The sequence below is a fragment of the uncultured Brachyspira sp. genome, assembly GCF_949287625.1.
In the GTDB taxonomy this organism is placed as follows: Bacteria; Spirochaetota; Brachyspiria; order Brachyspirales; family Brachyspiraceae; genus Brachyspira.
The window spans coordinates 24,945-50,205 of the sequence record NZ_CASEGO010000002.1; the positions used below are offsets into that span (position 1 = coordinate 24,945).

Below are 25,261 nucleotides of genomic sequence, written 5' to 3' on the forward strand. Positions count from 1 at the left end.
TTACTGCATATTAGTACTTTGAGCAGATGTATTTGTTATATAAGGCATAACTATTTGATTTAAATTAATTTTATTTAAAAGCCTTCCGTCTATAAGTTTAGCCAAAGATACATTTTCATCTGCTGTTATAATTTTTATCATACCTATAGAACTGTTATATCCTCTAGCTGCTAAATCAGTTCTAGGTTCTGTTGTATTATATACAAGCATATTCATATTATTGCTTACGCCTTGCAGTTTTCCTGCATTTATATATATATTATCATTATGAATCTTTATTATTTTAGAGTAGAAAGGTATAGAATTATTAATAACTCTTCCAGCCATAACAGCCGCACCCATCATTTTTTCTCTTCCTCTAGTAGTGATAGTAAAATTAGTAATAGACTTTTCACTTTTTACATCAATTAAATCAAGCATAATAGTGAAAGTATCATCATTTTGAAAAGCAGAACCTCTCAAAAAATAATCAGCATTTCTTGCATTTAATTCTCTGTATAAATCCCTAGTTTCATAATAATTAGTATACATATCAATAACTTTAAACCTTCCAAACTGAGGCAATACATATGATAAAGTTTGATATAATGAAGTATTCAAAAACATAGGGCTGTCTTTCTGAGCAGTAATAGTATCAGCTATAGCAACAGTAAAACCTGATGTTTCTATATTGTACTGTTCTATACCCCAAGATTTTGATACTATGTTTTTGTCTAATCTTCTTTTATAGCTGTCATATTTGTATATTATTGATTTCTCTTCTGGATTTACATTTTTTGCTATTTCCAATTCTTCCAAAGATTTCTCTTCCAACCCCATTCTTCTGTATACATCAGAAAGCATTAATCTTGCATAAGTATTAGCTGGATTTAATCTTAACATATGCTTTAAATAAGCCTGAGCTCTAACATTATCTGCAAGTCTTGTATAATAAGAGGCCAAATTACCATAATATAAAGCAGCTCTGTCTCTCTCATAGTCTGGAGTAGGATTGGTATGAAGAAGTACTCTCTCATAAGCAAGTCTTCCAAGCTCATCTTCTGGTTTTGCTTTAAGATAATTTATATATGCCCCTTTAGCCCTTACATAATTGTCCGCTCCTTCATAAACACTGCCTATATAATAATATTTATAGTTATTTCTAAAACTAGTATCAGGCATATATTCTAATATAGCAATAGCTTCATCGTATCTATTTAAAGAAATCAATATATTAGCTTTTAATATTTTAGCGTCATTATAATTTGTATAATAAAATAGTGCATTATTTACTTCATCTAAAGCGGCATTATATTGTTTATTTAAATAACGGTAATTAGCCAAATGATAATATGATTCTGCCATTCTAGGATTATTAGTCATATTTTCATTAAATAGGTTCAAAGCTGTTTCATTGCTTCCTATAGCAAGGTATAAATATGCTAAAGCTGTTGTAGCCTCAGGTCTTACTCTATCTATAACCCTAGCCCTTTCATACATACTCATAGCTGTTTTATAATATCCTGCTCTTTCGCTTAATAAACCTTCCGCATAATTTGCAAGATAATTTTTACTGTCTAAATTTTTTATTGTATTAACTGTAGTTCTGGCTTCTGAGTTTCTATTATTTATAAGTTCTATGGTAAGTTTTCTCTCAAAGAGTCTGTAATTTCTTGAATGATAACGATCTGCATCTGCTATTAGAGTTTCTGCCATAGAGAAATTATTAAGTTTTATATAATTATCTATCAAAAGCAAATAAGCATCTAAATCGCTCGGCTTAACATTAAGAGCTTCTAATATATTTATAGAATCTTCATAATTTCTTTCATTGTATAGTTTTAAAGCATTTTCTACAGTATTTTGAGAAAAAGCTGAAAAACTAAATACACAGAAAATAAAAAGATTTATTAATAATCTTTTCTTATTTTTCTTCATAATATTTTTATTCATATCAAAAATAACACCTTATCTCATAGTATTTCTTGCCTGTATTTGGCGTCTTAAGAAAGCAGGTTTTTCCAAATCTGTATCTGTTACTGCTGTCTCTCCAAATATAGCCATTTTTGAACCCAATTTATTATGTTTATCCATATACTCATCTGATACTATGTCAAATGGTCTTTTATAATCAGAATGAGGGTTATTATGTTTTTCCTCATCTTCAAAACGCATTTCTTCTGCTATTTTTTCGCTTGCTTTAATATGAATAGCAGATCTTTTATTTTCGTATCTTTGAGTATTATCAGTAACTGTCCTATTAAACTCCTCTTTTACAACTTCTTCTCTAATATTATTTTCTTCCTCTTCTATATTATTAAATCTATTTGATTTAGTTATAAGAGGCTTTCTAAGAGTTTTTATCTTATTTTCAAAACTATAATGTTCTGGTTTTTCTTCCTCTATTATTATTTGTTCTTTTACTATTTCTTCTTTTATTGTATCTGCTTTAATTTCTTCTTTCTTAATCTCTTCTTTTATTTCAAGAGTATTATTATTAGAAGTATTTAATTCAACTTCTTTTTCTGCCTCTGGTTCTTTAACTATTGTATTAATACTATCTATTTCAGTTATATTTTCTGCTCTATTATCTGATAATATTTTACTTTCAGCTACAATTTTATCTTCTACAGCTATTTTTTTAGTATTTTCTTTGTTTTCTTCCTGTGATAATGTATTTACTCTATTATCAGTATTTACTATATTATCGGAAGTTTCATTTTCTTCTATTTTATTTTCTTTAATTTCTTTAACTTCTTTTTTAATCTCTGTATCAATTTCCTTTTTATTAACAATTTCGCTATTAGAAGACTTAGAAGATAATGAATTATTATCTTTCATAGAAGAATTATTAACAGAAGAATTACTATTAGAAGATGTATTTTTTAATATATTGAATCTGTCATTAGCATTTTCATCATTATCCTTTTCATCAGAATCTTTTTGTCTATTGGCATCAAAACCAGTAGCTACTATAGTAACAATAATTTCATCTTTAAGTTCTTCTTTAGGACAAACACCTATTTTTATATTAGCATTTTCATTAGCATAATTATTAATGATTTTGCTTGCTTCTCTGTATTCTTTCATAGCAAAATCTTTAGGACATACTATATTTGCAAGTATACCTCTTGCATTTTTTATACTTGAAACATCTAAAAGCGGATTTTCAAATGCATTAGTAATAGCTTTTTGAAGCCTGTCATCACCTTTTCCAACTCCTATGCCTAAATGTGCCCTTCCATTAGAAAGAGATATCATAGTTTTTACATCGGCAAAGTCTACATTGATAAATCCAGTCTGAGTTATTATATCAGATATTCCTTGAACTCCCTGACGAAGTATATCATCTACAACTGATAAAGCCTGTTCATAGCTGTAATTGTCCATATCAACCATATCATATAGGTTTTCATTAGGTATTATTATAAGAGAATCTACTACCGTAAGCATTTTATCTATGCCAGACTCAGCTCTATTCATTTTTAATTTACCTTCATAATCAAAAGGTTTAGTAACTACGCCTATAGTTAAAGCTCCAGCCTTTTTAGCAGCCTCCGCAACAACTGGGCTTGCTCCTGTTCCAGTACCGCCTCCGAAACTGCTTGCTATAAATACCAAATTAGCACCGTTTACAAGTTCTTCTATTTTAGCAATATCTTCTCTTGCAGCCTCTGCACCTTTTTCTGGGTCAGTACCTGCACCTAGCCCTTGTGTTATTCTATCACCTAAAACCACTCTAGTAGGAGCATTAGAACGGGAAAGTGCCTGAGCATCTGTATTCATAGCAATAAATTCAACATTTTCTAATCCCTCTTCTATCATTCTGTTTACAGCATTACAGCCGCCGTTTCCGACTCCTATTACTTTTATTACTGTATCCAAAGAAGGACTATTATTAAATGTCATTTTTTCTCTCCCTTTATTGTTATCTGCCAACTCTATACGATAGTTAGGATTCATTGCATACTCCTAAAAAGTTATAATATATATTTATCAAATTTAGAAAATTGATACTATACTCATATTTTATTTAATAAACATAATTATATTAACATAATTGTCAAATTCTGCAAGTAGCAAAAATAAAAAAATATCTTATTATGTTAATCGGAATATTCTGCTCTTCTATAACAAAAAATTATTATGTTAATTAAATATTTTTAAAATATTTGAGTTATTATAGATTTTAATATATACTAATAGAGAATTAATACTATTTAAAATAAAAGAGAAATTTATGAACATACATTTACATACTTTCGGATGCCGACTAAATCAATATGAAAGCGAAAAAATTTCATATGAATTAAAAAATATGGGGGCAAATATCACCGAATTAGATAATGCCGATGCAATAGCTATAAATACATGCACTGTTACTAATGACAGCGATAAAAAACTCATCGCCTATTTAGAGAAACTTGGAGATATATCTCAAAAAAAGGTATTTTTAATAGGATGCTATGTTTCAAAAAAAGATAAAGATTCTTCTATTATAAAGGATAATATTATCCTTATACCAAATGAGAAAAAAGAAGAGGCTTCCGAAATAATATTTAATACTATGCATAATAACTCTGAAAATAAAATAAATAATCCAATATTTTTTCCTCAGGAGCAAAGCCGAGCATATTTAAAAATACAGGACGGATGTGAAGTATTCTGTACATACTGCATAGTTTCAAGAGTAAGAGGTACTCATAGGAGCGTAGAACCTCAAAAAATATTTGATGCTGTTAAAATGGCTAATGATTACGGATATAAAGAAATAGTACTCACTGGTCTTAATTTAGGTTCATACAACTACAATAATGAAATTAGCTTCTATAATATACTCACTCAAATATTAGAACATTCTTCAAAATACGGCATTAGAATAAGGCTTTCATCTGTAGAACCGCTTTATTTTGATGACAGCCTTATAAGCCTGTTTAAAAATGATGATGTTCTCTGTCCGCATGCTCATATACCGCTTCAGTCTGGAAGCAACAAAATACTTAAACTCATGAATAGAAGATACACAAGAGAAGATTATCTCTCAGTTACAGAAAAACTATATAAAACTAATTCAAATATGGCAATAAGCAGCGATGTAATGGTGGGTTTTCCTCATGAAGAAAATACTGACTTTAATGATACTTATGATTTATGTGAAAAGTCAAAATTCATAAAAATCCACATATTTAGATATTCTAACAGAGAAAACACACCTTCATCAAAAATGGACTCTCAAGTCGGATACAGAACAAAATTAAAAAGAGCTAAAATATTAAATACTCTAAACAGCAAATTAAAAGATTTATACTACAAAAATGCTGAAGGAAGAGATTTAAAAATAGTCATAGAAAAAACTTTATCAAACAATAACTATATAGGTACAAGTGCCGAATACTTAAAATGCAAACTTCACAGTGAAACCTCTCTAAACAAAAAAGAACTTACTATTGCAAAGGCATTAAAATATGAAGGCGGTATTATGCTATGTGAATAAGTGTACAATAAAAAATAATAGTTATATATTTTATATATGTTTAAGTTCTTATTTCTTACACCACATATGACTTTGTCAAAGTTGAAAACCACATATTTAATAAATATAAATAAGTGAAAAAAGGAAAACAAATAAAACATGATAATTAATAAAGAACTCAATAATGAAAGAAAACAAAACATTCTTAATCTATTAAAAAAATGCAAAGAAACCGATAAAAATTTCAAACAATTTGCATCAGAAAGCCATGAATATAAATTAAATCCTCCTATAGATAAAAATAAAGTTATAGAATTAGAAAACAAATATGAATTCAAACTGCCAGAAGATTATTTTTGGTTTATAACAGAAGTAGGAAACGGTGGGGCTTGTCATGGCTACAGTATGGATAAATTTGAAGATATGTATTTTAATTATTTGAAATATGATAACAGAATTGATTTGATGAGAGAATATTCAAAAAAAGTAAATGAAGGAAATGCTAATGATATAGAAGATACAGATTTTGAATATTACGGTATATTGAGGTTTGGTACTTTGGGCTGTTCATCTTCTATAGGATTAATAGTAACTGGAGAAAATAGAGGAAAAGTTGTTTATTATGATGAGGAGTTTTATGAAGAGCCTTTTATAACATGTTATGATAATTTTGTAGATTATTACGAAAATTGGGCTTTGGAAACATCTCTTAATTATAATATGGGTTCTTTTGGAATAAGACTAAAACTTGAAATTGATGATTTAATAAAAAGCTATCATGATATATTAAATAACAATACAAAAGAAGAAAATTTTATAAATAAAAAAAGTATAATAACAACGATGCATAAATACAAATCATTAGAAGAAAAATATCTAAATGAAATATATAATTTATACAATTTAGAAAAAGATGAAAATTATAAACTACTATTTGCTGTTTTATTAATAAATCATAATTACAAAAAAATAGAAAAACATATAAAAGAAGCATTTAAAAACAAAGATATTATAGATTCTTATGTTAAAGTTTTATATTTCAAAGTTCATACAGATACTGATTTGTATATAAATAATTTTAAAAAAGAAATCTTTGATTGGACAGATGAAATAAAATCAGCATTGGAATATTATAAAAAATTAACTAATGAAGAAAATAAAAAAAATAACTTTAGTCTTTTTATATACATGGCTTTATATCTATATAAAAATAATTTAATTGATTTTAATGAGTTTGATATATTTATTAATAACAGAAACTATACTATATTGTATCTTCTATCTACCAGCAGTTTAGAAAATGATAATATATTCAATATTTATATAGACGAATTTATAAAAGCCTGTTCAAATAAAGACACAGAAAAAATAAGAAATACAACATCATACTTAGAAAATATTTTAAAAAATAATAAAAAATATAAAAAAGAAATAATAAACACAATAAAAACAGAATATCAAAAATTATTAGAATATTATAAAGTAAATGAGCCTCAAGATAAATACATAATTGACTTTATTAACAATACTTCAAAAAGAATATTTAATTATTAAAATAATACACTATTAGGAATAAATATGAAATACAAGCCTGCTTCCAAAAAAGAATTAAAATATTTAGTAACAGATGAAAATATTTATTTAGGCGATATTGATACCAGCTTAATAACTGATATGGCAAACTTATTTGATTTTTTTAATAGAGATAATTATGACGGTATAGAGAATTGGGACACTTCTAATGTAGAAAATATGGCTGGTATGTTTTCTGCTAATAGGAATTTTAATAAAGATATTAGTAAATGGAATGTTTCTAAAGTAAAAAATACGGCTTATATGTTTTTCTTGGCTGACAAATTTAATCAGCCTTTGAATGATTGGGACGTAAGCAATGTGATAAATATGAATAGTATGTTCATGAATGCTAAAAGTTTCAATCAGCCTCTTGATAATTGGAATGTAAGCAATGTTCAAAGTATGAGCGATATGTTTCATTGTGCTGAAAGTTTTAATCAAAATATAAATGATTGGAATGTAAGTAATGTAGAAAGTATGAATCATATGTTTTCATCTGCTCATAAATTTAATCAGCCTTTATTTAAATGGGATACTTCTAAAGTAAAAGAGATGTCTGGTATGTTTTCATTGGCTTATGCATTTAATCAGTCTCTTAATAATTGGAATGTAAGCAATGTTACAAATATGAGATGCATGTTTATGTTTGCAAGAGATTTTAATCGGCCTATTAATAATTGGAATACAAAAAAATTAAAAGATGCTGGAAGTATGTTTTCAAATACATCAGCATTTAATCAGAATTTAGATGATTGGAATATTGATAATCTTTCGGATATGAGTAATTTTAATAAAGATTCTAAATTAGAATTAACATTTAAATTCAAGACTTATTTATATGCTTTAACTTTAGATAAAGAAGAAAAAAATAATTTAAATGATTTTATAAAAAACAATGTAAAAAATATATATAAAATTATAGAAAATCATAAAAATAAAAAAATTAATCTTCTTAAAAGATATTTAATAAATAATTTTTATAATGAATTAAAAGAATTAATACCAAACTATATTGAAAATTTTAATAGTATAGAAGAAGTTTATAATTATATAGATAAAAACTACAATAAAAAAGATGATAAAAAAGTAAAATTTATAGATGATATAAAACTCGAAAATATAGATATAAGAATAATAAAATATATTTACTTATCATATTTAGAATTAAAAAGAGAAGTCTACAGGATAAAACAAATAGATTGTATTATAAATTTAATTGATGAAAAATCTTTTATAAAGGCAGTAAAAACAATATACGCAAAAACCAACAAAGAAACCTCAGCTATTATCTATGGAATATATGGAGGCGATGAAGCATTAAGAGAGATTTATAAAAAAGAAAAAGATTCAAAATTATGTTTGATTATATTTTCTTTAAATAAAAATAGTAAATATGCTATTAACATGCTTTATAATTCATTTAGAAAAAGTAAAAAATCTGAAGTAAAAGATATGACAGAAATAATAATTAAGGATATAGCAGAAGAAAATAATTTGAATGTTTATGAATTTGGATTAAAAGCTATACCAAATTTCGGATTTGATAGAAACGGAGAGAAAATAATTGAAATAAATAATAATCAGTATAAAATAATTTTGAAAAATGATTATACTATAGATTATTTTGATATTAAAGAAAATAAAATATTAAAACAAATACCTAAAGATTTTGATGATAGTACAAAAGAAGAAATTAAATACATAAAAAAAGAAATTCCAAATATTATAAAAAATCAAAGCAGAAATTTAATAAAAATATTATTAACAGGAAAAAAGTACTATTTCAATTTTTTCAAAGAAATATTTATTGATAATCCAATAATGAATAAATTTGCTATTAATTTAGTTTGGAATTTATTTGATGAAAATAATAATTTCATAACAACATTCAGATATTCAGGCGATGGAAGTTATACAAACTACGATGATAATACAGTAAATATAAATGATAATTATTTTGTAAGTTTATCAAGCCCCATAGAAATGGAAGAGAGTATCATATCAAAATGGGAAAAACAGCTTGAAGACTATGAATTATCACAGCCGATAATGCAGTTTACAAATATACAAATAAATAATTTAGAAGAAGCATTAAACAAATTACAAAATATAGAAATAAGCTATGGTACAATAAAAGCATTTTCTCAAAGATATGATATGAATACAGAACATAAAAGTTATTACGAAATAAACGGATATTCTTATGAAGATTCATACAATAATCAAGATTTTTATATAAAAACAAAAATTATCAATACTGAAACCAATTATAATGATAAAATAAAAATTAATATAGAGTTTAATAATGCAAGTAAGAGATTTATATATACTTGGCTTATACTTTTAATATGGGATTTAAGATTAACAGAAATGTTCTAATAATCAATATTATTATTTTTTAAAAACTCTATTGCAGGCTCTATATTTTCAAGAGCTAATTCTTTCATGTTATCCATAATTGCATTTATTTCATATTCATCATTATTTTTTAAAGCTGTTTGATATGATTTATTAAAATATTCTAATGCTTCACTATTTAATTTATTATAATTTTCTATATTGTTTTTTTCTTTTAAAGCCAATCTTGATTTCACTTCTCCTATATTGTTAGTAGGAAGGGCAAGTTCAGAATTTATTTCTAATGCTTTATAAAAATTTTCTAATGCCTTGTCATATTCTTTTAATTTTACATAACAGCTTCCCAAATTATTAAAAGCATAATCATGTTTATGATTTAATTTCACAGTAGTTTCATAATCTCTAAAAGCCTCATCATAATTTTTCAATGCCTCATTAGCAATACCCCTATTATAATATGCCTCATCAAAATTTGAGTTTAGTTCAATAGACTTATCAAAATCTTTTACAGCCTCTTCATACAAATTTAAATCAAGTTCGGCAAGTGCCTTATCATAATATATTTTATCATTATTATTATCAAAATTTATAGCCTTATCATAATCCTCAATAGCTTCTTTTAATAGCCCAATATTATGTTTAACCAAAGCCCTACTATGATAGCATTCATATCCAAGCTCTATAGCATTAGTATAATTTTCGATTGCCTCATCATATTTTTTTGATATTTCATTTAAAGCTGCTTTCAAAGTATATAAATAAGCTCTATCAGAATCTGATTCTATATAAAATAAGGCTTCGTCAAAATCTTTCATAGCTTCATCATACATGCTAAGCTCAATTTTTACCTTAGCTCTTTCATAATAAGCATCTATATGTATATTATCTAATTCCAAAGTTTTATTATAATCTTCAATAGACTCATCATAATATCCTAAACCATACTTGGCATTTCCTCTATAATAATATGCATCAGCAAAATCAGGATTAACTTCTATAAATATATCAAAATTATTAACAGATTCTTCGTATCTCTCTAATTCCAAATAACAAATACCCAAATTATAATAAACAAATATATTATCATAATTAATTATAGCATTAAAATCTTTTATTGCCTCTTCAAATAAATTCACGCTCTGTTTGCATAAAGCTCTATTATAAACAGCTTCTTTATCATTAGTATTTAATTCTATAACTTTATCATAATCTTTTATTGCCTTATCATATTCTTCTATTTTTGAGTATGTTAAAGCCCTATTATAATAAGCCTCATCATCATCAGGATTTAATTCTATAACTTTATTATAATCTTCTATTGCCTTGTCATATTCTTCTATTTCACAGTATGATGAAGCTCTATTATAATAAGCATCTATCTCATTTTTATTTATTTCTATAGCCTTTGTATAATCTCTTATAGACTTATCAAACATATTTAATTTAGAATAACTTAATGCCCTATCATAATAAATATATCCTTCATTAGGTAAATAGTAGGCAGCAACATCAAAATCCTTTACAGCTTCTTCAAATAAATTCAAATGAAACTTTGAAAGTCCTCTGTAATAATAGTAAATATAATTTATTTAATCGAAACTGTTAAGCAATATATCAAAATCTTCAATAGCCTTTTTATGTTTATTTATCTTAGCATAGCATAAAGCCCTTATATAATATGCATTCTGCAAATTAGGATTAACTTCTAAAGCCTTAGTAAAATCAGAAACGGCATTTTCATAAAATTTCAAATGATACTCAGCTACTCCCCTACTGTAATAAACATCAAAAAAAGAAGAATCCAATTCTAGAGTCTTATTAAAATATTCTATAGCCTCATTATAATTTTTAAGATTATGCTTGGAAGCCCCTATATTATAATAAGTATTAGCCAAAAGAGCATGTATATTATCAGTATCATCTTCATTATAAATAATATATTCATTATCAGAATAAAAAACTAAATCTTTATTGTAAATATCAATTATCTTTTCTAAGCTATAAATAGCATCTTCATATCTTTTTTCTATAAAATCTTTTTTTCCTAATTCAAATAATTGCTGTATTTCTTTTTTTATCATTCATTTATCCTGAATATCAATTTATAATTTGTATATTAGAATATTTTTATAATTTTTCAAGCAGTAATAATTAAAATATCTTGATATATGTATCTTTTCTGTTATACTAAATTTTAATAATTAACATAATAATCGGAGAACATTATGAGCATAGAAAATTTAAACAATAATGATTTAAATAACGAAGAAATAAACACTTCTGGTTTTGATGCCATAACTAAAACTTTTGAAAAAATATATAAAGAACAAAAAGATCCTTTACACTACAGACCTATAATAAGCTATGAACTTGGAGGAAAAGATCCACTTGACGGAGTAAGCGTTTACAGAGGAAATGGATACTATCATTTTGTTACTTATGGATTTAGTGAGCTTTATGAAAAAGAATCAGAAAATAAAGAATACAGCGGATTTGGTTTTGAACTTACTTTTAAATTAAAAATGAATGAAAAACAAGCTAATAATACCAAAGATGAAGATGCATCAGATGATGAAATAAAATCAGCAGTAGGATTTTTACAGCAACTAGCAGGATATGTATTTGAAAGCGGCTCAATATTTAATCCGTACCAATATATATGGACTAAGCAGAAAGAAGGAATAGACTCAAAGCAAAAATCTCAAATAACAGGCTTTATAACAATACCAGATGAAGCAGGAGAAATAGATACACCTAACGGAAAAGTTATTTTTGTTGAGCTTATTGGAGCAACTGACAGTGAACTTAATGCAATATATGACAAAAAAATTACAGTAAAAGAATTAGCACAGAAAATAGGCACAGATATAACAGATTACAGCAGGGCTTCTTTATTGTAAATATTGCAGTATATACCTTAACAAATATAGTTTGTCAATTTTTTATTCAACTTTTTCCCGCCGCAAAAAGTTGCAAAAAGTGCAAGTATTGAAATTATTATCAAATCGTACTAATTACGTATTACATGTATTATAAATTTCTAAATTTAGAATAATATATAGCCTTTTTGCTTATTTGCGGCACACCGAAGGCGGACAGCGTCACAAAAGAACTGGGGTGCGGCACGACTGTGTGCTTCACAAATACTAAATTTAAAAATTTATTTTTTGACAAACTTGTTTAGGTATATATAAAATTAGCCCTCAATTAAAACCTCTATTAGTTCTGACTGTAATACACTATTTAAATCATTATTTTTTATATCTCTCTCATATATAAGTTTAGTATATCCTGATTTATTTGAAAGCACATACAAATAATCTCCAAGCATAACAGCCTCAGATACATCATGCGTAACGTAGAAAAAAGTTTTATTTGTACTTAACTGTATTTTTTTTATTATATCAATAAGCTCTTTTTTCTTTTTTATATCCTGACCCTGCAATGGCTCGTCCATAAGTATAAAATTTGAATCATAAGCTAAAGCCCTTGCAAGTGATAATCGCTGCTTCATTCCGCCGCTTAATTCACTTGGTCTTGAATATATATTTTTTGTTAGCCCTACCATTTCTAAAGAATATTTTATTTGTTCAGCTATTTTGTCTTTCTTATCTTTTTCTTTTATTTTATCTTTCAGCACATATTCTATATTTTTATAGCAGTTTAAATAATTAAGAAGTCTAGGTTCCTGATATACAAATGCTTTATCATCTTTAGCGATATTTGAAGAGATTATATTTAAAAGAGAAGTTTTTCCAGAACCTGAAGAGCCTAATATTATATTTATACTATTTAAATGAAAATCTATATTAAAATTTTTAAATACTATTAAATCTTTATATGATAGATTTATATTTTCTAATTTAAATATTTTATCTGTCATGAGTAATCCTTATAATGATTTCAAAAACAGCATTAAATATTACAGCAATAAGAGAGTAGGCAAATAAACTTACAGTATCTAAATATAAATGCGATTCATAAAGTCTGCTTCCTATACCAAAGCTGGGAAGAGCCAATATTTCAGCTGCTAATATACTTTTCCAAGTAATACCCATAGACTGTGATAGAGCGGTTAATACATAAGGTTTTATAGAAGGTATATAAAGACTGATTATCTGATTTTTTAAAGAAACATTATAAGATAAAGACATTTCTATAAGATTTTTATCAACATTTATAATGCCGTTAGTAATAGAATCATATATTATAGGAAATATAACAAGCATAGAAACAAATATAGGAACTGTATTATTATCAAACCATATTACCGCAACCAATATAAGAGGTATTGTAGGTATAGTACGTATAAAATTTATTATAGGCATAAGTACATATCTTAAAGGTAAAAATATACCTGATAATACCCCAAATAAAAAAGCAGAAAAAAAAGATAAAATAAATGCCGCAAATACTCTAAATATACTGTACATCAAATCCTTATAAAATGATTTTTCTAATACAATATCGCCTAACTTTTTTATTATTGTAAATATATTTGGAAATATTATTTCAGAATTAATTTTAATAGAAATAAAGCACCATAATAAAATAAAGATAATTATACCAAGTAATATATATATAATTTTTTTATTATTCATTTCATTTTTATTTTATTCTTTTAAATACAAGCCTTTCCTCATCTAATGTTATTATGGTAAGCATATTGCTTGTAAGTTCTATAGAAGATGCCTTGTTTAATAGCTCAATATATTGTTTTTCCGTCTCAATAGCTTCTGATTCTCCGCCCATTTTTGTAACAACCATATCTTTAAATATAATCATGTTGCCTCTTCTCATTTCATACTTTCCTAAATAAGTATTAAAACCGCTGTATCCGTAAAACTCTTCATTATAAAAAGATATAGTAATACCTCTTCCTTCAAACATATTAGTAAGCTGAAATGTTTTTCCATTAAGCGTACTTGTAGATACGGTTATTGATTTCTTTGATGAAGCACAGGAGCTTATAAAAATTATCATAATAAAACTAAATATTAATACAAAATTTCTCACCATTAAAATATCCCAATAATAATTATATTTCTTCAAACACTAAATTATTGTTTGATAACAATGTATATATTGTTAATTTTTTTCCTTTAATCTCATATGAAGTGGCATTTTTAAGCATATTAAGATATTCAATTTCAGCTGCAATTTCCTCTCTGCTTCCAGTTCTTTTTGTCATAGTTATAGATAATACATTAAATATATCACCGTCAAGCATATATGATGATGAATAATCATTAACAGCAGAAAATCCAAAAATAGTATCTGGAGTAAACTCTATAGTAATATTCATTTCTGGATATATACTTACCAATTTAAATTTTCTGCCGTTAAGACTATCCGTATTAATTTCTGTATGGGCAGCAGATTTTGTAGTTGAACAAGATAATATAATTAATAATATGGCTAAAACCTGTACAATATATTTCATAATTATCCTATTTAATTTATAATACCTTTATTATTGTCGGTAAAAAGTTTTTATATTTGAATATGTATTTTTATATATTATCCAAATGTTAGTGCAGTAAAACATATTGAAATTTGACAATTATAGTATTATAATATTAAAATTATATTTATCAATTACTTTATTAAAGGATTTTTAACATATGAATAAAATTATAACAACTATTTTTATATTAATATTAATTATTAGCTGTAATAATAATACTACAAAAGATAATAACAGTCAATCACAGGAAGATTATCTTGTAATCAATAAGCCAAAATCAAATACTGAAAAACTTCAGATTTATACAAGTATATACCCTATATATGACTTTGCCAAAAAAATAGGCGGAGAAAAAGCAGATGTTTATAATATGACGTCCTCTGGTTCAGAACCGCATGACTTTGAAATAACTTCAAAAGATATGGGTAATTTAACCAAAGCAGACCTTTTTGTATATAACGGCGGCGGAATGGAACATTGGGTCGATACTGTAAAAGAAAGTATAAACGATTTAAATTATTTAGAAAGTTCATATGGTATAGAAAAAGAAGAATTAGACCCTCACTTTTGGCTTTCTCCTATAAAAGCAAAAAAACAAATGGAAAATATTAAAAATGCTCTCTCAGAAATAGATAAAGATAATGCTGACTATTATAATTCCAATTACAATATATATGCTGTACGTTTAGATGAACTTGATAAAACTTTCAGAGATAATTTATCTAATGTAAAAAATACCAATCTTATAGTAACCCACCCTGCTTTCGGACATTTCTGTAAAGAATATTCTTTAAATCAAGCGGCTATTGCAAGAGATGAGGCTGATCCTAAAGCTATGTCAGAAATAATAAGCTTTATGAAAGATAATAATATAAAATCTATATTTTATGAAGAGTTTTCAAGTTCAAAATTGGTGGATTCTATAGCTAAAGAAACCGATGCTCTTACATACACTCTCAACCCAATAGAATCTTTAAGCGAAGAAGATATAAAAAATGGAGAAGATTATTTTTCTGTGATGGAAAAAAATCTCATATCATTGACTAATGGTCTTAATCAATAAGATATTAATATAAAAGAATAATATTATGAATAAAGTTATAGAGTTTAAAAATGTACATTTTGGATATACTTCAGATGATATATTAAGATGTATAAGTTTTGATATAAATAAAGGAGATTTTGTATCTATAATAGGCTCTAACGGAGTTGGAAAGAGCACTATATTAAAACTTATACTAGGAGAACTTCATCAATATAAAGGAAGTATAAAACTGTATGAAGAAGATATAAACAATTTTAAAGATTGGAACAAAATCGGCTATTTAGAACAAAATGCATATTCTAAAATAGTACATTTTCCAGCTACAGTTTATGAAATTGTTATGTCTAATAATTTCGCTGATATAGGTTTATTTAGGTTTCCTAATAAAAAACATCATAATAAAGTTATAGAAGCCTTAAAACTTTTAGGTATGGAAAATTATAAAGATAGAATGATATACAAACTTTCAGGCGGTCAGGTACAAAGAGTATTTTTAGCTAGAACCCTAATATCTAAACCAGATTTACTTGTACTAGATGAACCTACTAACGGAGTTGACAGAGATACTACAGAACTAATATACAAGATACTTTATAATTTAAATAAAAATGAAAATGTATCTATAATAATGGTTACGCATGATGTGGAAAGAATATCAAAAATATCCAATAGAATATTTTGTTTTGAAGACGGGACTTTAATAGAGCTTGAAAAAAATCAAATAGATATAGAGCTTTCACATAAGCATAAACACCCAAATAGTGATGATGCTTGTTCATGCTGATTTTGATTATATATTTTTTTATATTAATTAACAAAATATATTCTAATGTAAAATAAATTTGATTTTTTAGTATATAATATATATAATTTCCTAAATTTTCTTAGGAGACTTTAATTATGAAAAAAGTTTTATTTACTGTAATTGCTGTACTATCTATAAGCAATGCATTAGTTTTTGGTATGTACGGCAATAATAATGATTGGATTGATTTTCTTACAGATGGAAACCAATTCAGAGCTAGAATGGATCAATTAGGATTTACATTAGGAAACAATACTATTAAAGGTACATTTGGCTTTAGGGCTAATACTGGTTATTTAGGCTCAATACTATCTTCTTCTGATAATGATTTTACTTTGGATGCAACTATATCTGCTGGAATAGCTTATACATCAAGCTTAATAAGTGTAGGTATTGGATATAATTATACTTATGCTGGAATATCAGAAGACTTTGCCATTGTAGATAAAAAATTGGATATACATACTCCTGTTTTGGCTGTTAATGCTTTAGATAATAATTTAAGAATAGTAGTTCCAGTACAGATTGCCATTACTGATAAATTATATGGAAGTGAAGATTATACACATAAAGGAATAAGTCTTGATCCTCAAATAAGATATTATACAGGTATGGATATTTTTAAAGAATTAAGATTAACATTAAAATACGGTACAGTTGAAACAACAGCAAAAGGAGATGCTGTAAGTAAATATAATTCTTCATCATTCGGTTTTGATTTTAGACTATACTTTGGAGCAGTAGTTGGAAACGTTTCTCTTACTCCGTTTATTAAAGTTACTTATGATACTTCTTTAGGTGCTAAAGGAAAAACTTTAGGCAGTTATGAAGTATATTCAGACAGTGTAATAATACCTATGAATACAGGTGCTGATTTACTTGAAAGAGAAACTTATCAATTATCAATACTTCCTACTCTAGGGTTAGAAGCAAGCAGCGATATAGTTACTTTGTATATGGAACCTGGTTTAGGATATTCTATTATTGATGACGGATTAAAAGGTTCTTCTCTTACTCATGCATTAGCTTGGTCTGCATACACTGAACTTTATATCACACCTGTTGAAGATTTAGAATGGTACTTTGAAATGGACGTTAATGGAGATTATGCCCCAGATGGAAATTCTATACCTGTATACTTTGAAACTACTACTGGTATCACTTGGTATTTACCTTCTTTTGGCAATGAATAATAAATATCTAATATAATTTTATTATAAAAGGGCTTATATAAGCCCTTTTATAAACTTTCATTTTTAAATAATTATAGTATAATATCTTAAATTATCATTATTTTTTGGAAAACTTATATGGAAATATTTCAGTATGATTTCATGCGTAAGGCTTTTATAGTAGGTATTATGCTTGCTGTAATTATACCATGCATAGGTGTAGTAGTTGTATTAAAAAGGCTTTCTATGATAGGAGATGCTATATCTCATACATCTCTTGCAGGTGCTGCCTTTGGACTTGTATTTAATATTAACCCTATAGCAGCTTCAATCATATTTTGTATATTGGCAGCTTTATCCATTGAGTTTATCAGAAAAAAAATATCAAAATACGGAGAGATGTCAATATCAATTATAATGTCTTTATCGATAGGAATTGCTGGCATACTCTCGGGATTTGTTTCAAACAATTCTAATTTTAACAGTTTTTTATTTGGAAGTATAGTTGCTATAAGTGATTTTGAATTAAAGTTAATAATATTAATAAGTTCAATATCTATACTTATTTTTATTTTTTTATATAAAGAAATTTTCTATATAACATTTAATGAAAGATTAGCTAAATTATCAGGTGTTCCAGTTAATAGAATAAACTTTATATTTACAATACTTACAGCGGCAGCCGTATCAATATCCGCAAGAACTATAGGATCTTTAATAGTATCTTCAATGATGGTGGTTCCTGCTGCATGCTCTATGCAGATTGCAAACAGCTATAAAAAAACTATTATCTATGCTGTGCTTTTTAATTTATTTTTTACAATACTTGGAATATTTATTTCATACTATAAAGGATTAAAACCAGGTGCTACTATAGTTTTGATAAGTATAATAACTTTTATAGCTATACTTTCAATAAAATCATCAAAAGTTTTTAATAAATAATATAAGTTTATAATACATAATTGACAATAAAACGATTTTAATATATTATTATAGTACAAAATTATTTAAGGAAGTAAGACTATGAAAACTATAGACGCTAGAGGCGTGCCTTGCCCAAAACCATTAATTCTAACTAAAACTGCACTAACTAATGCAGCATTAAACGAAGAAATAGAAGTACTTATAGATGATGATGTGGCTTTCCACAATATCACAGACTTCTTAAAAAATAACGGTATAACATACACTAATGAAGGTAAAAACTTTAAAATTGTAAAAAATAAAGAATTGTCATTGAATAACAGCAAAGAAAAATCATCAGGACCTGTAATAGCAGTAGTTGATAAAAAACTAATGGGACAGGGAAATGATGAACTTGGAGAATTATTATTAAAATCATTTTTGGGAGCATTAAAAGATGCTAATCCAAAACCTGAAGCTTTATACTGTTATAACGGCGGTGTTTATCTAGGTATTGATGAACCTTATAAAACTTTACTTCAGGAATTAAGAGATGCAGGAATTAAAATATTTTTCTGCGGTACTTGTGTTAAATTTTATGAATTAGAAGGAATTAAAGTAGAAGAACAAACTAATATGCTTGGAATTATAGAAGCTATGGCTAATGCTTCTGCTGTAATAAGAGCATAAAACTTATTTTAATTATGAAAAATTATTATTTTGATAACTCTACAACTAGTTTTCCTAAACCAAAAGAAGTTGCCGAAGAGATGTATAATTTCTTAATGAATGTAGGCGGTACCTATGGAAGAGTTAATACACAAAGAGGTAAAGAAACAACTCAGAAAATAGAAGAATGCCGAGAAATATTAGCTAAAAAATTCATAGGTACTAAAAATGATGCCAATATAATATTTACTTCTGGGGCAACTAGGTCTGTAAACGATATACTTATAGGTTTGGACTTGCATGACTGTAAAATATTGATATCAACCTTAGAGCATAATGCTACATTAAGACCAGTATATAAGTTAAATAAAAATAAAAATGTAGAATATGAAATAATACCTTCATTAGAAGGCGGTTTAATAGATATAGATGCTCTAAAAAATATAATAAAAAAAGATAAAATATCATTAGTTATAGTTAATATGGAGAGTAATATCAGCGGGGCAATACAGCCTATAGCTAAAATTAAAGAAGCTATAGGTGATATACCTCTGCTTGTTGATGCTACTCAAGCTGTGGGAGTGCATGAAGTAAAAGCTGATGAGTGGAATGCTGATTTTATAGCATTTACTGGGCATAAAGGGCTTTTAGGACCTACTGGAACAGGCGGTTTTTATGTTAAAAATCCAGAAAAACTAAATCCCGCATATTTCGGGGGCGGTTTTGGAGATGGATATGAAACTCCTTTTAGTGTGCCTGAAATATATGAAGCAGGAACTCCAAATACTGTTGGAATTATAGGACTCTTGGCGGCACTGAAAAACAGACCTGTTTGGAATATTACAATAGAAGATTTAGTAAGCACAATAAACAAAATAGAAAATCTTAATAAATATAAAACAGTATGGTCTAAAAATAAAGATACGCAAGGATTTGTATTTTCTATAACTACTAATTCTATAAGTATGTCGGATTTAGCTCATAAACTATATGAAGACTATAATATAGAATGCAGATATGGTTTTCATTGTGCTTTTTTGGCACATAATTTTTATAAAAATAGTAATGGTGCTATAAGATTTTCTTTCTCCCCATATACTACGAAAGAAGATTTAAAATATTTAATTAATACATTAGGAAATGAATTATGGTAAAGAGTTTTTGTTATTTACAAACACCCAGAGATTTAATTAAGGCAGAGAAAATTTTACTTGATGCTGGAATAGAAGTGGTTGTAAGACCAGCACCTGAACCTGTATTTGGCGTATGCAATATGGCTATAGATATAGAAGATAATGACAAAGTATATATAGTGTCATTACTTGAGGCGGCTGGTTTAGTTGTAAAGGTAAAAGATACTGAAAATTAAAAAAATGTTTAAATGCTTGTTTTTTAGTAATAAAAAATAAGCATTTAATTTTATAATATATCTCTATTATTGATAAAATCTGATATATAATTATTCTTAAATAATCCGAATATTAAATTAATCACTTTTGATTTTTCTATATAGTTAAAATATTCTGGAAAATAATACATAATTATCGAAGATAAAAAATAAATAATAATACAGGCGGCAAATAATACTATAGCAGCACCAATAATCCTATCAACCCAAGATAAATATATCATTTTCAAAATATCCTTTATACTTTTTTCTACCTTTGAAAGTATTATCCTTATAACAGAATAAGTAACTATTAAAGATATAATCTTCAAAATAATAGAATGATCAAAATACTTTGACATGTGATTATATATAAGAGGTGCTATTATAAAAGAAAATATTACAGCTGCAATAGGTATAATAATAGAGATAAGCCCCTTTGCAAAACCATATATAAATAATACAGCCAATATTATAATCAATAATGTATCAATAGTAATCATTATGATTTCTTTAATAAAGCTATAATAGGAGCAAATGTAAAGCTGCTTTTCTTCCTATGTGTATTTATAATATTTGATAATGCCTCTATATCAGTATGAGAGAATGAAGAATAACTTCCTATTTTTTTAGTTATATCATTAAGTTCATCTTTAGTTTTTATTATATTGTTAAAATTATTAAATATTTTATAAATATCTTGGTTCTGATATTCTATTTTTGCATTTAAATTATTCTGAACATCAAGCATAGCAGCAATATTTTCTTTTATGGATAATACTATCAAGTTTTGATTTATCAAAATATTAGACATAACCTCATTATACTGCTCTAAAGATTTAAAATTACTTAATTTTTTAGAATCGCTGCTGATATCAGTTTCTATTTTATTAATGAGATTGTCAATATTTGCTGTAATATTGCTCACCTCTTCTGAAATGATTTTACAGTGATCATGTATATAAAATGAAGAGTTCTCTATTACTACTAATCCTGCAAATATATCTGTAAGCATTTTTTCTATTGCTTCTGTGCCTTTAGATATTTCAAAAGATAAAGCACCTATCTCTTTTGCCACTACAGAAAAACTCTTTCCGTAAAAACCTGCTTTAGATGCCTGTATTCCAGCATTGATAGATAAAAGATTTGTTTTATTTGTTATAGATTTTATATATTCTATTGTGCTGTATATTGCTTCTGTTATTGTACTTACATCTTTAAATTGATCTGCTGATTCTAATATAATAGTTAAAAACCTATTAGATGTTTCAATTAAACTTTCTTTTATAAGTCTTAATTCATTTTTCAAAGTCATTATTTGTTCATTAGAAAAATCAGATTCTTTCAAATTTGATATTGTCTGATTTAATACTCTGAAATGTTCCTGCATTTGGGCTTTATACTTATCAAAAAATGTAAAGATAGTATTTGTATATTTTAATCCGTCTTTTATAAGATTCTTCTTACTATTTTTTGCTTCTATTAATTTATCATTAGCCTCTAATATAGAATCTATCTTAGAACTAATAATATTATAAGCATCTTTGGTTTCTTTATCTATTTCAAATACAAACATAGATGTATCCATCAAATTCTTATCTATATTATTTAATTCTTCTGATATTTTATCTATATTATTTAAAGTTCTCAAATTAAGATGAAGTCTATTATTTAATACACTTTCTTTCTTTATGGAATCAAGAGCATTTTTTGCAAATGAAGAAAATATTGATATAGATCTGAAAGAAGATGATATTATTATAGCAAGACCTATTCTATCAAAATCAAGCCCATTTAAAGTTCTGTCTACATATAAATATCTTACTACTAAAATTAATGATATTGAATTAGCTATAATCATAGGAATATTCACTTTATAATTATAATTCATTATCATATCAGATAAAGCAGATATAAACATTACAAAAATTATGAATAAAATAATATAAGATCTTAACAAGAAAAACAGCCCTCTAGGTCTTAAGAAATATGATACACTTGAAGAATCATAATAATTAATAGTAACTGACAAAAATCTGCTTGGATATATTATCGTAAACACTATTAATACAACAGATAAAACTATACCTATTACAAATACCACATTATTCAAATTTGATAAAGTTTTATTTCCAGATATAAAACTCTTTGTATTTATAGGCATAAGCATTACAGCAATCAGTATCAGTACATTGTCTATAGTATACATATTTAAAGCAGCCGTTTTATTAATGCCGTAAAGTTCAAAAAATATTATAATCAGAGATATAATATTATAAATAAGTATAAATGTAAGTGTAACAGAAATAGTAATATATATAGCCTTTTTCGTTTTGATAGAAAGCAAAAGATACAGCATAATAAATACTGACATTAAAGAAATACCAATAATAGGCACTAACAATTTGAGTATCGTTATATTATATCCTAATATTAAATTTGATAATATATTCATATCTATTCCTTTTACATTACTTTAGAATATTCATCAACTTTATCTTCTAAATCATTAGTATATTCTAAGAATCTTTTCATTTCCTCATTAAGTTTGCTCGTAACAGATTCTAAATCATTAGAAGTAGCAAGTAATTTATTCATATCCCTCATAAGATTTTTTACTTCATTATTTTCTATATATGCTTTTTCAGATATATCCATTATATAATCATTAATCTCTTCTATTTTGCCTTTTATATTAAGAAAATCATTCTCTTCATTAACTATAATATTAGTCATATTTGATATAGAACTATACATCTTATCAGTATTTTTGATTATATTCATATTGTAATCATTTTGTTTTTCCATATTTTTATTAAACTTATTAAGTCTGTCATAATGGTTTTTCATTTCTTCTATAAGCAAAGATACATTATTTGTAATATTGTTGCTTGAATAATTAAACTTTTTAAATATATCCTCTATTTGAAACAATAGTTTTTGCATATTATTTGTGGCATCAGAAGTCTCAGATACCAATTCAGTTACCTCTTTAGATACTACCGAAAAGTTATTATACCATTCTCCTGCCTTTGAAGCCTGTATACTTGAGTTTATGGCAAGAGTTTTAGTTTTATCAGACATATTCATCATAAAAGAAATAATTCTATTAATTTGGAAACTTAATTGATTAAAAGATTCTGATTTGCTGAACTCTCTAATAAAATTATTTTTTTCTTCCTCCAACTTTTTTTGGAAATCTTCAAATGAACTTACTATATCTCTGCTTTCTGACTGAAGTTTATATATTTTTTCTACAGATTCCTGCAGTTTTAAATTTGATTCTTCAAGTGCCTTTTTCTGTAATTCTACAGATACCTGCAAATTAGGATAAGTTTCTACTAATTCATTAATTTTATCCACATTTATTTTTCCGTCATTAATTTGGAAATTTTCTATAGTTATAAATTCATTAGTATACTCTATTACTTTATTAATATCATTTTTTAAATTATTTATTGTTGAATATGTATTTTCTACCCTATTTACCAAATTATTTACAGAATCTGAAAAATTATCCTTTAGTTCTGACAATTTTTCAGAAGTGTTTATTGCTGTATTAATAATAATAGAATCCTGAGCTTTTATGCTTTCTAAATCATAAGACTGAGTAGTTTTTTTATGTATTGCTGAAATAAATCTGCTTACAGAGAAATATATCATTATAATATTAAATATAGCATATACTAATGTAATTCTTGAAAAAGTTAAACTTGGGAAAAATAAGAAATTACTTGAATATTCCCTATATACTGAAACTCCGTTAAAATCATCAAAAAATGCTAAAGATATTAGTGATATCAATACAAGTAAATGTATATTTTTCCTAACTTTTTTATTTACTGTTATTTCATATATAAAAGAACATATAATAACAAAACAATATATTGTAAATATAAAATCCCTGAAAACATACACAGGACCTAATTCTCCTCTGCTTTTTATACTGCGTCTCATAGTTTCATTTAAAGTAGTTATAGGATCACTAGAAGATATAAAAGCCTGAGGATATAACAAGGCTATAGCTGCCAACAATATAAATATAAACACAATTGCCACATAAAGTTTATCCAATACAAAATGGAATTTATCGCTTAATTCAAGCTGGGTCCTTATATATGAAAGCCAAGGAATAATGGTAAGAGATAATGCCAATTGCTCAAATTTATAAAAATTTAATGATAATGGGTGATTAGGACTATATAATGATATTATTATATTTAATGCCTCCAAAGCAGAAAATATAAAACATAAAAAACCTAAAGACAATATAATAGCCTGAGTTTCTTCATAGAGTTGAAAATATATATAAGCATATAATATTATACCTACAATAGATATAATAGTTGCTATAACTGGGATTCCTAATTCTAATGTTATAAGAGAAAAATTGTAATTCATAAATCCTCTACAATTAAGTCAATT

Annotated in this window: 22 protein-coding genes; 11 read left to right on the plus strand and 11 right to left on the minus strand. The window is 26.0% G+C overall.

Annotated elements, in window-relative coordinates:
- A complete protein-coding gene (locus Q1X91_RS01115) occupies positions 1-1,917 on the minus strand; it encodes a hypothetical protein (protein ID WP_366945480.1) in 1,917 nt (638 codons plus the stop codon).
- A 30-nt stretch (positions 1,918-1,947) separates the two neighbouring features.
- Positions 1,948-3,942 (minus strand): cell division protein FtsZ, encoded by a 1,995-nt coding sequence (gene ftsZ, locus Q1X91_RS01120; protein ID WP_300752520.1) that lies wholly within the window; start codon positions 3,940-3,942, stop codon positions 1,948-1,950.
- A 277-nt stretch (positions 3,943-4,219) separates the two neighbouring features.
- Between ftsZ and mtaB the strand changes: the two genes are divergently transcribed.
- The 3 genes from mtaB to Q1X91_RS01135 all read left to right on the plus strand — a co-directional run bounded on the left by mtaB (position 4,220) and on the right by Q1X91_RS01135 (position 9,406).
- Positions 4,220-5,473, plus strand: a complete 1,254-nt coding sequence (mtaB, locus tag Q1X91_RS01125; RefSeq protein WP_300752522.1) for a tRNA (N(6)-L-threonylcarbamoyladenosine(37)-C(2))-methylthiotransferase MtaB — start codon at positions 4,220-4,222, stop codon at positions 5,471-5,473.
- 138 nt (positions 5,474-5,611) lie between these two features.
- Complete coding sequence (locus Q1X91_RS01130) at positions 5,612-7,006, plus strand: SMI1/KNR4 family protein (protein WP_300752523.1); 1,395 nt, start codon at positions 5,612-5,614, stop codon at positions 7,004-7,006.
- Positions 7,007-7,030: 24 nt separating this feature from the next.
- Positions 7,031-9,406, plus strand: a complete 2,376-nt coding sequence (locus Q1X91_RS01135) for a BspA family leucine-rich repeat surface protein (RefSeq protein ID WP_300752525.1) — start codon at positions 7,031-7,033, stop codon at positions 9,404-9,406.
- Here Q1X91_RS01135 and Q1X91_RS01140 read toward each other — a convergent pair.
- Together Q1X91_RS01140 and Q1X91_RS01145 are read right to left on the minus strand one after the other, a co-directional pair.
- On the minus strand, positions 9,403-10,929 hold the full coding sequence (locus Q1X91_RS01140) for a tetratricopeptide repeat protein (protein ID WP_300752527.1): 1,527 nt from the start codon (positions 10,927-10,929) through the stop codon (positions 9,403-9,405). The genes Q1X91_RS01135 and Q1X91_RS01140 overlap by 4 nt on opposite strands.
- A gap of 45 nt (positions 10,930-10,974) precedes the next feature.
- Complete coding sequence (locus Q1X91_RS01145) at positions 10,975-11,466, minus strand: tetratricopeptide repeat protein (RefSeq protein ID WP_300752529.1); 492 nt, start codon at positions 11,464-11,466, stop codon at positions 10,975-10,977.
- A gap of 144 nt (positions 11,467-11,610) precedes the next feature.
- Between Q1X91_RS01145 and Q1X91_RS01150 the strand changes: the two genes are divergently transcribed.
- Positions 11,611-12,285: a suppressor of fused domain protein gene (locus Q1X91_RS01150; protein WP_300752531.1), complete on the plus strand. Its 675-nt coding sequence runs from the start codon at positions 11,611-11,613 to the stop codon at positions 12,283-12,285.
- A 296-nt stretch (positions 12,286-12,581) separates the two neighbouring features.
- On the opposite strand, the gene Q1X91_RS01155 is transcribed toward Q1X91_RS01150, so the two are convergent.
- Genes Q1X91_RS01155 through Q1X91_RS01170 form a run of 4 tightly spaced genes read right to left on the minus strand, consistent with a single transcriptional unit; the run spans position 12,582 to position 14,828 of the window.
- Positions 12,582-13,268 (minus strand): ATP-binding cassette domain-containing protein, encoded by a 687-nt coding sequence (locus Q1X91_RS01155; protein WP_300752533.1) that lies wholly within the window; start codon positions 13,266-13,268, stop codon positions 12,582-12,584.
- Positions 13,258-13,986 (minus strand): ABC transporter permease, encoded by a 729-nt coding sequence (locus Q1X91_RS01160; RefSeq protein WP_300752535.1) that lies wholly within the window; start codon positions 13,984-13,986, stop codon positions 13,258-13,260. Before Q1X91_RS01160 ends, Q1X91_RS01155 begins: the two co-directional genes overlap by 11 nt.
- Before the next feature lie 7 nt (positions 13,987-13,993).
- Positions 13,994-14,404 (minus strand): META domain-containing protein, encoded by a 411-nt coding sequence (locus Q1X91_RS01165; RefSeq protein ID WP_300752537.1) that lies wholly within the window; start codon positions 14,402-14,404, stop codon positions 13,994-13,996.
- Positions 14,405-14,423: 19 nt separating this feature from the next.
- Positions 14,424-14,828: an META domain-containing protein gene (locus Q1X91_RS01170; RefSeq protein WP_300752539.1), complete on the minus strand. Its 405-nt coding sequence runs from the start codon at positions 14,826-14,828 to the stop codon at positions 14,424-14,426.
- 181 nt (positions 14,829-15,009) lie between these two features.
- On the opposite strand from Q1X91_RS01170, the gene Q1X91_RS01175 reads away from it, so the two are divergent.
- The 7 genes from Q1X91_RS01175 to Q1X91_RS01205 all read left to right on the plus strand — a co-directional run bounded on the left by Q1X91_RS01175 (position 15,010) and on the right by Q1X91_RS01205 (position 20,818).
- Positions 15,010-15,915: a zinc ABC transporter substrate-binding protein gene (locus Q1X91_RS01175; RefSeq protein ID WP_300752540.1), complete on the plus strand. Its 906-nt coding sequence runs from the start codon at positions 15,010-15,012 to the stop codon at positions 15,913-15,915.
- A gap of 25 nt (positions 15,916-15,940) precedes the next feature.
- Positions 15,941-16,681: a metal ABC transporter ATP-binding protein gene (locus Q1X91_RS01180; protein WP_300752541.1), complete on the plus strand. Its 741-nt coding sequence runs from the start codon at positions 15,941-15,943 to the stop codon at positions 16,679-16,681.
- Between the two features lie 116 nt (positions 16,682-16,797).
- Positions 16,798-17,895 carry a cell surface protein gene (locus tag Q1X91_RS01185; RefSeq protein WP_300752543.1) on the plus strand — a complete coding sequence of 366 codons (1,098 nt, stop codon included), beginning with the start codon at positions 16,798-16,800 and terminating at the stop codon, positions 17,893-17,895.
- Between the two features lie 117 nt (positions 17,896-18,012).
- On the plus strand, positions 18,013-18,819 hold the full coding sequence (locus tag Q1X91_RS01190) for a metal ABC transporter permease (RefSeq protein WP_300752545.1): 807 nt from the start codon (positions 18,013-18,015) through the stop codon (positions 18,817-18,819).
- Between the two features lie 81 nt (positions 18,820-18,900).
- Positions 18,901-19,470, plus strand: coding sequence for a sulfurtransferase-like selenium metabolism protein YedF (yedF, locus tag Q1X91_RS01195; protein ID WP_020004549.1), 570 nt, complete (start codon positions 18,901-18,903; stop codon positions 19,468-19,470).
- 14 nt (positions 19,471-19,484) lie between these two features.
- Entirely contained in the window at positions 19,485-20,603 is a 1,119-nt protein-coding gene (locus Q1X91_RS01200; RefSeq protein ID WP_300752550.1) for an aminotransferase class V-fold PLP-dependent enzyme, read from the plus strand.
- Positions 20,597-20,818, plus strand: a complete 222-nt coding sequence (locus Q1X91_RS01205; RefSeq protein WP_013114837.1) for a putative Se/S carrier-like protein — start codon at positions 20,597-20,599, stop codon at positions 20,816-20,818. The genes Q1X91_RS01200 and Q1X91_RS01205 overlap by 7 nt, the downstream gene beginning before the upstream one ends.
- Before the next feature lie 50 nt (positions 20,819-20,868).
- Here Q1X91_RS01205 and Q1X91_RS01210 read toward each other — a convergent pair whose 3' ends face one another.
- From Q1X91_RS01210 to Q1X91_RS01220, 3 genes are read right to left on the minus strand one after another with little or no spacing between them, the layout of a single operon-like run.
- Complete coding sequence (locus Q1X91_RS01210) at positions 20,869-21,342, minus strand: CvpA family protein (RefSeq protein ID WP_300752575.1); 474 nt, start codon at positions 21,340-21,342, stop codon at positions 20,869-20,871.
- Positions 21,339-23,291 (minus strand): methyl-accepting chemotaxis protein, encoded by a 1,953-nt coding sequence (locus tag Q1X91_RS01215; protein WP_300752553.1) that lies wholly within the window; start codon positions 23,289-23,291, stop codon positions 21,339-21,341. Before Q1X91_RS01215 ends, Q1X91_RS01210 begins: the two co-directional genes overlap by 4 nt.
- 11 nt (positions 23,292-23,302) lie before the next feature.
- Positions 23,303-25,237 (minus strand): methyl-accepting chemotaxis protein, encoded by a 1,935-nt coding sequence (locus Q1X91_RS01220; RefSeq protein ID WP_300752555.1) that lies wholly within the window; start codon positions 25,235-25,237, stop codon positions 23,303-23,305.
- Positions 25,238-25,261: the final 24 nt, after the last annotated feature.